This window comes from Microcoleus sp. Pol11C3 (assembly GCF_036701485.1).
Taxonomy (GTDB): Bacteria; Cyanobacteriota; Cyanobacteriia; order Cyanobacteriales; family Microcoleaceae; genus Microcoleus.
Map to the genome: position 1 here is coordinate 1 of NZ_JAUBQW010000181.1, position 10,451 is coordinate 10,451.

General features: G+C 48.8%; 9 protein-coding genes and 1 pseudogene. 6 read left to right on the forward strand and 4 right to left on the reverse strand.

Annotated elements, in window-relative coordinates; translation table 11 throughout:
* Positions 1–394 precede the first annotated feature (394 nt).
* Positions 395–2,059 carry a hormogonium polysaccharide biosynthesis protein HpsL gene (gene hpsL / locus QUA40_RS25820; protein WP_333131163.1) on the reverse strand — a complete coding sequence of 555 codons (1,665 nt, stop codon included), beginning with the start codon at positions 2,057–2,059 and terminating at the stop codon, positions 395–397.
* Positions 2,060–2,526: 467 nt separating this feature from the next.
* On the opposite strand from hpsL, the gene QUA40_RS25825 reads away from it, so the two are divergent.
* On the forward strand, positions 2,527–3,228 hold the full coding sequence (locus QUA40_RS25825) for an alpha/beta hydrolase (RefSeq protein WP_333131165.1): 702 nt from the start codon (positions 2,527–2,529) through the stop codon (positions 3,226–3,228).
* Positions 3,229–3,365: 137 nt separating this feature from the next.
* On the opposite strand, the gene QUA40_RS25830 is transcribed toward QUA40_RS25825, so the two are convergent.
* The 3 genes from QUA40_RS25830 to QUA40_RS25840 form a co-directional block, all read right to left on the reverse strand.
* Positions 3,366–4,262: a CoA-binding protein gene (locus QUA40_RS25830; RefSeq protein ID WP_333131167.1), complete on the reverse strand. Its 897-nt coding sequence runs from the start codon at positions 4,260–4,262 to the stop codon at positions 3,366–3,368.
* Between the two features lie 87 nt (positions 4,263–4,349).
* Entirely contained in the window at positions 4,350–5,576 is a 1,227-nt protein-coding gene (locus QUA40_RS25835; protein WP_333131169.1) for a succinate--CoA ligase subunit beta, read from the reverse strand.
* A gap of 337 nt (positions 5,577–5,913) precedes the next feature.
* The gene (locus tag QUA40_RS25840) at positions 5,914–7,431 is read right to left on the reverse strand and encodes a glycosyltransferase family 2 protein (RefSeq protein ID WP_333131171.1); all 1,518 of its coding nucleotides are present in this window, start codon (positions 7,429–7,431) and stop codon (positions 5,914–5,916) included.
* Between the two features lie 246 nt (positions 7,432–7,677).
* Between QUA40_RS25840 and ebsA the strand changes: the two genes are divergently transcribed.
* From ebsA to QUA40_RS25860, 5 genes and pseudogenes are all read left to right on the forward strand, one after another.
* Positions 7,678–8,052 carry a type IV pilus biogenesis protein EbsA gene (gene ebsA, locus QUA40_RS25845; protein WP_006634686.1) on the forward strand — a complete coding sequence of 125 codons (375 nt, stop codon included), beginning with the start codon at positions 7,678–7,680 and terminating at the stop codon, positions 8,050–8,052.
* A gap of 255 nt (positions 8,053–8,307) precedes the next feature.
* On the forward strand, positions 8,308–8,463 hold the full coding sequence (locus tag QUA40_RS25850; protein ID WP_333131173.1) for a hypothetical protein: 156 nt from the start codon (positions 8,308–8,310) through the stop codon (positions 8,461–8,463).
* 172 nt (positions 8,464–8,635) lie between these two features.
* Positions 8,636–9,694: an FUSC family protein gene (locus QUA40_RS25855; protein ID WP_333131175.1), complete on the forward strand. Its 1,059-nt coding sequence runs from the start codon at positions 8,636–8,638 to the stop codon at positions 9,692–9,694.
* Between the two features lie 66 nt (positions 9,695–9,760).
* Positions 9,761–9,886 (forward strand): annotated as a pseudogene (locus QUA40_RS29165) (hypothetical protein); the annotation flags it as partial.
* Between the two features lie 18 nt (positions 9,887–9,904).
* Positions 9,905–10,153 (forward strand): hypothetical protein, encoded by a 249-nt coding sequence (locus QUA40_RS25860; protein WP_333131177.1) that lies wholly within the window; start codon positions 9,905–9,907, stop codon positions 10,151–10,153.
* Positions 10,154–10,451: the final 298 nt, after the last annotated feature.

Consider the following 10,451-nt stretch of genomic DNA (forward strand, 5'->3'; position numbering starts at 1 on the left):
TTTACCTCATCTTTATTTGACGATTTTACTAGGTTTTTCATTTTAACTCTTTTGTGACACATTCGCAAAAGTGAGATACACCCATTAGCAATTAGCTTGGTCTTCTGACAGCCAGCAAATTGCTTTTGCTTTTAATGAAATCCAAGGCGACCAAAGCAACTTGTATGTAATTAATTGGGACGGTTCGGGATTGACTAAATTGACAAACGACAAGGATTTGAATGCTAGCAATCCGGTTTGGCAACCGCAGTAAAGTTAAGAGCAAAAATATGCTGTAGGGGTGGGCTTTAGCACAAATAAACCCAGAACAGCGGGCTATCTTTGCACCCCTTTGGAGCGAAAGCGGGTTACTGAACAAGAAATAATCCACCAAACTCAACACTCAAAACTCTTCTCAAATTGGGGAAGATGCAATAATTTTTTTCTCCTTTAATGGCTGGTGAACTTGCAATTCACTTGACTCAAGTTCCTCGTGTTTTTCATCCTGCACCTGTTTATCAATTTTGGGCAACTTTAAAATCGCCCCAGCTAAAACCCAATAATACACGGACACTGGATCTACATCCAGCGGATAGTATTGAGTATTGATCGTAATAAATCCAACAAACACCCAAAAACTAGCTCCGTAACTTCGCAAACTTTTGTCCTTGACAGATCGGTAAGCTCGAAAAGTTAAAAAAGCTAAGTGTAAAAGCATGATCTGAAAACTAATCATTCCCGGATAACCGAGTTCGTAGATCAACTTAGGTTGGAAAGTTTCAATTAACTGCGTGGTACCAAATATTCGCGTTGAATTAGTCCCTCGTCCTACACCTCTACCGAAAGGTCTGTCAATGATAAAATTGTTGCTCTGCTCGAACTGATTAAAGAGAAACTGCTGGGGCGGTGCAGCATTCCAGCGGTTAACAAAACTCTCCCACCGCTGCTCGATAATTCCCGGGTTAATTGCTGCACCGACAAACAGCAGAATCGCCAGTCCGGCACCGACGGGAATAAATCGTTTTAAATTAACTAATTGACCGGTGAGAACTAGCAGGATTGCTGTAGCAACGGGAACCATAATTAAAGCAGCTCTTTGACCGGAAATAACTGCATTGGCAAATACTAATGCCATGCCAAATAAACCGATAACTCGCCACCAGAATGAAGGATCGCAAAAGGCAGAGGCAAAGGTTAAAAAAGCATTAGAAATTAAAAACCATGCCCACTGCCAAGGCGCGACAAAAGTTCCCGGCAAGCGGACCAACTTGACTTCTGGACTGAACACCAAAGAACCGCCGACAAAACATCTAGCTTGCAGCGTTGCTTTATATAATTCTGCTCCCGTCATTCCTCTGGTTCCCGCACACTTTCCACTTTGCAGCAACAGGTACTGAATCAAACCGAGAAGGCAGCAAACGATAGCCAAAACGATGTGCATTCGACTAAAAAATACCAAATCCTTCTTAGTGCGGAGCAGATAATAGGTACAAGCAATCAGCGGTATGTAACCTATCAATACTTTTAAGCCGAGAATTCCTTGCAGAATTGGTTTGTCGCCTTTCATAGGGTTGAGCTGCATCTCCCCGTTGACAAAAATTAAAGTCAGGATTGCCATCATCAACAGGAGGCTGAAGGTAGAAAGCATTTGTTTGGGAATGAACAGGGGCAATTGTTTCTTTTTGCAGCTTTGAATTAGGGCGATGAGAGCTGGTATGTAGAAAGCATCTTTGGCTACTTGAAATGCAGCATTCCCGCCGCCAATTGCATAGGTAATTGTACCACTGAAAGGCAGGTAAATTAGAAAAGTCCACAAAGCTTGACGGGGATATTTGTAGGAAAGCAGCAAGATGGCTGCGGCTGCGCCTCCTGCAATAGCAATCTTAGGGCGGGCTACGAACAACAGGGGGATGCTGACAGCAACGGTGACTAAGCAGCTTATGGCGATCGCCTGCACCAATTCATGGCGCTTTTCTGAAATTTTGCGTTTTTGTGCAGCTACTTCTTTTTTGCTTAGCGCTGTTGTTTTTTCGCTGTGCTTGTGTTTGGATTTCTTGGATTTGCGCTTGGTTTTCAACATATAGCAGAAGGAAGTTCGGCAACGAGCAATGTACGGGATGTAACGGATGTAACGGATGTCAGTCCGATGTCCGTCGGAAGAAGGAAGAGGGAAGAGGGAAGAGGCATTTAGTTGCCTAAGAGAGAAAGAAGAAGCAATCGACCCCTTATGTTTGTGCAATTAAGAACGTCCTCCCGTCAGGGCAGTTCCTCGAATTTTTATAAGACACTTATGTAAAAAGCGGAAGACACTGTGATATAGAAGGCAGGAGATGTAGAAGGTAGAAGGTAGAAGCAATAGAAGCGAAAAGATTTTGGCAGATGTGGTTACTTCTTTTTAAAGTCAAGATCGAGAAAAAGTCTCGGTTGAGATTGTCGGTGTGACGCGGCCACAAATTACACTGGCGACCTTGTAGAATATAACTGCTGCATCTATAATGTACAAAAATGTACAAATCTAGAAAAAATAATTTTAATCTAGCGGTGAATATGAAATTAACAAAATTTGTATCGATCGGCATTGCCCTACTTTTAGGAGCAAGCGCGAGCATATTATCTAGCAGCAGTACAGCATTAGCGGCCGAAAAAGTTGTCCTCACATTTGGCCCGATCAGACAAGCCATCAATGTCAGCGACTTAGAAGAATTTGCTAAAAACGGCACGACAACGCCAACCCTCCAACAAATTATCCGGTTCTCCAAAATGGACGCGCAAACACTGCGGGGGTTCATGGGTCTAGAAATTGGTTTAAAGCCTGCTAATCTGGCTAGGGTAGTTTACAGCAGCCCGGGAGAAAAAATCACTGACCAAATCGGTCAAGCAATTCGGACTCAGCGCCGCACGGAAAGTGGCAAAGCTCTGCGGGCAGCGATGATCCTGGCAGCCGGGGACGACGGTAAGGTATCGCTGCTAGAAATCCTGAAAAAGTACCCTCTCAACGAGGTTTACGTAGATGTTGCCAGCCTTCGCACCGCTGTTGGGAAAGTTCAGAGTATAGCCGGAACTCTGCAAAGCCTGCTTCAAGATGTGATGCGATCGACAACTCGCACAACTGAAACAACTCGCCCCGAAAGTCCGATCGAACCTCGCCGCAGCGTGCAGCCAACAACTCCGCCTCCAGCGCCGCGCCGCGCCGCCCCCTTGCCAGCACCAGCACCGCAGCCTGTGACGCCGGTCAGAGGGCTTTGGTAAAAAAATCATAAATGTGTCTTAGGGGCGGGTTTAGCCTGCAGTTGTGGCATTCAGCAGACAATTTTGAGACAAAACCCGCCCTACCGCTATGCCAAACGCCAAGACGGTTAGGACTTTTGTGAAAACTCCCAAAGCCATCAATTTTTCTTGAGCAATTTTTTGAGCAACTTAGGAATCTCTGAAGGTCGAGCCGCCACAGGTATGTCTGCTTCTTCAAAGGCAGCCATTTTGTTTGGGGCCGTAACTCCAAAGGCTTTCTGGGCCGCCGCCCGAGAACTGATCAGGATGCCGGCGTGGCCCAAAGACGGCCCCTTGGGAGCGTAGCGGCCGGCCAGATAAGCAACCACGGGTTTGTCGATCGCCGAGGCGATGTAAGAAGCAGCAGCTTGTTCACTCCACCCGCCAACTTCCCCCACCAAAACCATCGCTTCCGTACTGTCGTCTTCGTCCAAAATTTGCAGCCACTGCATAAAAGAAGAACCGACAATCGCGTCGCAGCCAATACAAACCGCCATCGACTGTCCCAACCCAGCCTCCGTTAGTTCTAGGGCAACTTCGTAAGTCAAAGTGCTGCTGCGGCTGATTACTCCCACCGGGCCGGGAGTGTAAAATTCCTTGGGGTGAGTTCCCAGCAGCAGTTTGTCGGGCACAATAATCCCCGGACTGTTGGGCCCGATTACCAAAGTTTCGGTGGCCTCTGCTTTTCTGACTAAGTGCACCATATCCAGAGGAGGCACTCCCCCAGTAACGATCGCGATTTGCCGAATTCCTCCGGCGATCGCTTCTAGAGCCGCATCCAGCACCGAGTAAGCGTCTACCAAAATTACCGCAGTGTCAACGTGACCCACTGTCGCCACTGCTTGTTCTACCAAATCAAAAACCGGAATTCCCTCCACTTCCAGCCCCCCCCGACCGGGACTGACACCGGCGACTACATTCGTGCCGTATGCTTTCATCATCAGGGCGGCGCGGGTGGACGCGGGAGATTCTGTAATGCCCTGTACTAGGACTTTGCTTTCAGGAGTTAAATTCATTTTTTCCCACTTGACACTCGATCTGTAAAAAGCAGAAGGCCTTCGTCTGTCTGTAAAGAAATCTCGTTTTTTGCCGATCGACTGCCGCTACTTGGCGGAGGATACAGAAGCAGCCGCAGCCTCATCCAAAGTGCTTGCTAGCTGCACCGGCAACTGTCCCAAACGCTTTTTAACAGCATCAGCGTCGATCTCAACCAGGCGCAGCACAACTTGGATGTGGCGGTTAGCGCGAGCTTTCCGTTCCAAATAGCCGGCTACTGCGGCGATTATTTCCTCGGTCTTGGAGGCGCTGCCCAAAATATTTACAAGTATCACCTTAACGCTTTTATCCTGAGCGACTAACTCCAGACCCAACTCCGCGCGATCGCGCAGGGCATTTGCTGCATCGTAGCGGTCTAGGGAACCCATATTCACAAAATTAGCTGGTTTTCCTCCTTGGTGGGTTACAGCATCCAGAGTTGCCATTGTCAGCCCCACTCCGTTGCACAAAATCCCTATATTCCCGTCTAGTTCGATTAATTGCAGGGATTCGGAATTAGAGATTGGGGATTTAAATTTGGGGTCAAACTCCGAGTGCTGCACCTTCGAGTTGGAATTGGGGCGATCGCCTGGGGCATGGGGACTTCTCCTTTCCCGTGCCAACCGGCCCAAGAGCTTCGTCTCCGAGAGTGCTGCCAAATCTGGATGCCGCCCCAAGGCATCGTCGTTGGCAGTGACTTTACCGTCTAAAGCCATTACCTCTCCCGTGGGACTGATGCCGAGAGGATTAATTTCTACTAAATCTAAATCTTTTTCGACAAACAACCGGTACATTTTCTCGACAATGGTGCTCACAGATTGAATCAAGTCTCCCTGCAATCCCATTTTCAGCGTGAGACGCCTCGCATAGAATGGGGAAAATTCTTGATCGACGGCAACTTGCTGCATTTGCTCGATCGACCTTTCGACATCCATACCTCCTTGTCTCGAACCCAGAAGCACGGGGCGGCGTGCTACGGGGTCTAGTAGTACCGCTAAGTACAATTCTTGGTCGGCGTTGTACTTTGCTTCTGCCAGTAAGACTTGGGGATATTCATCCTCGATCGGCAAATTAAAAATTGTTTGAGCGGCTGCTACTGCATCGATCGTATTTTCCACAAACTTGATACCGCCCGCCCGGCCCCGTCCCCCAGCCCGCACTTGCGATTTGAGTACAACGGGGTAGGGAATTTTCAGTCCTTTGAGGTCGGCGGGATTGTCAATCCGCTGCGACGGCAAAATCGGAATTGCCATCTGGCGAAATAAAGATTTAGCTTGGTACTCTAACAAATCCATTATCAATTACGGGTGACGGGTAGTTGGCAACAAGCAATTCGTCCTAATTGGCAATTCATAATTAATAGATAGTAATTGGTTTTTTGTCAAGTTAAAAGTTAAAAATTCTCGCTTTTCTCTTTTAATTTTCGACTTTTGTATTGCCGATTACTTATTCGCTATTACCGCTCGCCGATTACCTATTACCTAAGCTGTTTCAAAGTGTTTTTTTGTGGGAATTGCCAAATTTTACTCTTAGGATATGGCGGGGAGATATTTGGCGAGGGTTGGTGTTTTTTTGTCTCAGAAAATCTTCGGACGTTCGGCGATACTGTGCCTAGATATTTCTGCCAATTGTTTACTTGATGCTATTCGCAGCGCCTTGATGGACGGTTTTGACCCATTTGAGCCGCTTGGGCCGTACCGCAATCCGAGCCGTCACAGTCCCTACCAGCAGCCAGTGGAACATATACACAGTACCCCGCAGCGTTTGCAGCAAGGTGACAAAAACTCGCCTTACGTCAAATTTGGTCTCTTTGCGAGTGCGGCGCAAACCGACAAACATTCCCACCAGCGACAATGTAAGGGTCATAAAAGTTATGGGACTGGCGATCGGCATCCGGCGCAGCGCAATTGACATCACAAAATCGGGTAGGGCTACTGTGGGTAAGAAATATTGAGATACCCAAAATCCAAATAAATCCCAAGTTTTCCCAGTTCCCATGCGGTTCCGCAAAATTAGCCGCCAGTAGTCAAGATAACGCTGATAGCCACCTTCTGCCCAGCGATTGCGCTGATGCCACAGAGCACGAGCGTTAGTGACTCCTTCTTCTGACACGGCTGGGAAAGCGAGAAATTCAATGTCCCATCGGTCTAGGTGCAGCCTCACAGTCAAATCCAGGTCGTCGGTAATCGTCTCCTCGTTCCAGCCTCCGCAGCTTTCCAAGGCGGTGCGACGCATGAATTGGCCGTTACCGCGCAATTCTCCAATGCCGCCGATCGCAATCCGCTGCTGTTGGAAAAAACTGTCTAGGGCCATTTCTGCTTCTTGACCGCGAGTCCAAAAATTTACCGAAGCATTGGCGATGGCTTTTCTGACTTGCACAGCCCCTACCTTTTCTTCATGGAACACTGGCAGCACCCGGCGCAGCAAATCCGGCGTTACCGTCGCGTCGGCGTCAAATATTCCGACAAATTCCCCGCGAGTCAGCGGCAACACTTGATTGAGTGCTCCCGACTTGCCGCCGCTGGCATTTGCTCCTCTGCGAAATACTTTGAGCTGGGGGTACTTTTTGGTTAGCTGTTCCAATACTAGCGGCGTGGTGTCGCTGCTGTGATCGTCGATCGCCCAAACTTCGTAGCGGTCGATCGGATAATCTACATTGCAGATTGATTCTACGAATCGGGCAATCACCGCTTCCTCATTTTTCGCTGCCACTAGCAGCGACACATAAGGCCAATCCTCTCGGCTTTCATCGGCAAGAGGCGGCAGTGCGGCCCTGGGTTCCGCAAATAACACTCGAAATGCTTGCATCCACAGCAGTCCCGTCAACCCCCACACTACCCACGCACCCCAAGAAATCAAGTGCAGGGCGATCGTGCCGGCCCAAATCGCAGTCAGCACTGCTGCGGCTTTTCCGCGGCGTCCCCGGTACAGATTTTGAGGAAAAGAGGGAGTTCCGGGCACAGACACCGCAACCGGAAGCTCTGCTTTTGTTTCCGCGTCAAACACCCTGTCGCCAATGTCTGTTATAGCAAATACTTTGCTGAGCTTGGAGTGCGAGGTCAAACTCTTGAGCTCTTCTTGAGCTAAATCAGAGATGTCCAAGTTAAGCTCGCTGCGAGCGTCGTTTTCTGGCCAAGAACTCTCCTGCATAGGTTACTTGATTCAACCACCAATAGTTTTTGATTTTAGATATAAGCATCTACTGTATCAGTTTCTGGACTTTTCTCGAAAGCGGACGGGAGGACAACCAGCGGGTTCGGTGCTTGTACGGCACTGGTAAACCGGCACTGCATAGAGTATTTGGGTTGACTTTTGCTTGCGATCGACCAGGAATATCTGCTAGTTTTTTCAGGGGATCTAAACTATCTGTTAGTAATAATTGTCTGAGGTGGAAATATGTCTATTCCTCAACTCAAGCCAGCCGATGACAAAGAAGTGAAAGTCTACGCGCCTTTCTGTCAAGAGCCCAGGCGCAAGTTTTTACCGCACGCTATTGGCCTCTACAAGCTCAAAAGCTTGGAGGGGGCAAGAAAAATTGACGGCGGGGAGAGCGTGCCGTTTGTCGCTAGTTGGAATATCTCGTCGCTGCCTATCGACTTAACCCGCTGTCGGGTGTTGTTTGACGGCAATGCTGAACTCAGCTACGAAGTGACTATGCAAAGCTCTGAGTTTGTTAGTTGCTTAATTGAGGTTCTCCTGACTTTTCAGCGGACTCGTACTGTCGATTTTTCTAAAACGTTTTACCGCAAGCTGATGCGAATGGATGAATAACTTTCACCGCAGCCGCGCTGCCGAAAGTCCGCAATTGACTGGCTTTATAACTGGCGCCAGTCAATAGTGTAGTAACCCTACCACCGACGGCGATATTACACGATTGGTGCGCCATTCGTATTTGAGAAGCGGGAATAGTAATTAACTTCTGGGATCATTTTCAAGCATCCCTCTTCGGCTGTCAGGGCAACGACGTTGCTTTCGGTGGCAAAGATAAGTAATTGGACAAGATTAATTACACATCTGCTTTAAAGTATGCAAGGCTTTCAGGTCAGATTTTATGTAATTAATTCTGTACAACTACTTAACGACCCGACGATCTGGGGCGGACGCGGTTCTGATACCCTTGTGGGCGAAGAGGGCAGCGATACTTTGGTGGCGGCAACTCAAAATACTCTGGACAATTGCTAAGCCTGAGAAGGTTTCAAACGCAAACAACAAAAGACCAGGATGCCGATGAATTACCGCTGGCGTGAACCTCGATCGGGACACTGCTCGAACATACAGCTTTTTACTGCGTCCTTACTTGCGATCCGAAGCAGTTGGACTAACCAGTCAGACAAACCACGTAGGCTCAACCCGAATGCGACACATCCAATTGCAGCAAGCATGGCTAAACCTAAAATCTCTGCCGTGGGATAACGCAGTTCGTTATATGCTGAGCATCGGCATCCCACTGATAACCGGCTCTGCAACAGGATTGCTTCGTTACGGTGTGGTTGCCGTGATTGGCAGTATGTATGTTGTGAGTATTGCAAATGTGGATGCTCCCCCCAAAGATCGATTACTGAGCACTTTAGTTGGTTCTGTCCTGATTACGGGCTGTGCTCAACTCGGCAGTTTTCTGACTGACTCACCAGAGTTGATTGCATTAGGAGTGCTTGTTCTTGGCACGACTGCTGGATGGTTGCACAGCACTCACATGGCGATCGAAATTATGGTGCGGTTTGCGGTGCTGGGCTTTTTGTTTGGAGCATTGCAGCTTGCTGCCTTTGGGACGCAGTTAATTGCAATTGATGAACGAGTGATTTTTATCTTTTTGGCAGGGGGGCTATGGACATCCATCATCATCGCGCTCGAGCATTGGCTATTTCGAGTCAATCGCTTGACCGCGGGTGCCGCTGTCAGCGAGGGCTGGCAGCGCATTCAGTCTAACCAAACGGCAGGGTTACGGTTTGCGCTCTGCTATGGCATCGTGGCAACGAGCGCTGTGGGTGGCAGTTTCTTATTACATCTACCTCGCCCCTTTTGGGTCGCGGCGACGACTCTCTTGGTGATGAAGCCTGATAGCCGTGCAACGGTTCAGCGGACTTCTCAACGGATAGTGGGAACGTTGATTGGGGTATTGCTAGTAGAAGCAATGATTACCTCTACCAATAGTCCTAATCTGCTGATTGCTTACATTCTGTTGGCTGCGCCACTCATTCCGATCGGGTTAGCCAAAAATTACACGCTTTGCTGTGCGGCGGTGACGGTGCTAGTGATGGTCATGATTGACCTGCTGATGCTGAATCAAGGTGGCGATCGCGCCTTGTTGCCTGTGCGCTTCTATGCCACGCTGGTTGGTTGTGTTCTGACTGCCCTTGGGACAGCCATCACCTACCCTGAACTTTGGCTGCACAAAAAAGAGAGGGACTCTTAGACTATAAGATAACAGCCTCTACGGCGGCACTAACAGCGAATCTGACCGCGATCGCAACGGGAACGACTGTTATTCGGTGCCAATGGCAATGACTACCTCAGCGGTCAGGATGCCTCTGATACGCTTTCTGGCGATGAAGGCAACGATACTGCCCGCGGCGGCAAGGGCAGCGATACTTTCGTCCGCCGCAGCGGACGCGATTTATTTCTCTTGACACCCGCACAAGGGAGTGATGTAATATCCGACTTCAGGAAAGGTGAAGATTTGCTGAGTTTAGCAGGCGGTTTGACTTTCACTCAACTGATCATTAGCCAAGGCACAGACGGGCGAGAGGCCAGTCCCACCACATTCATCAGAATTGCTAACTCTGGGGAACTCTTGGCTGTTTTGAATGGGGTGCAAGCAAGTGCGATCGCGCCGTCCGATTTCCTTTTTCGTTCAAATTTTGCGACTCGGTAGCTGAGAGGAAAGCGCTGTAGATCCGCCCAAGGAAAATCCATCTACAGCCATTGAACTGCGATCGGGCTAGCATCGCACTCAGCCTTTGGGCTCCCGATATGCCAGCCCACGCCACCCGACAATTTATGTGTTTAGAAGCTAGAAGCCCGATCCTAAGCAGCTTATTGCTCGCAGTGCCACCGATAAGTTTGAACGCGGGCGATCGCACTAATAATTAATAACTAGGGCTTGCTGAATAATCGATCGCAAACTATGAATAGGAGCGACCGATATATTCAAACTCAACTAAAGATAAGGC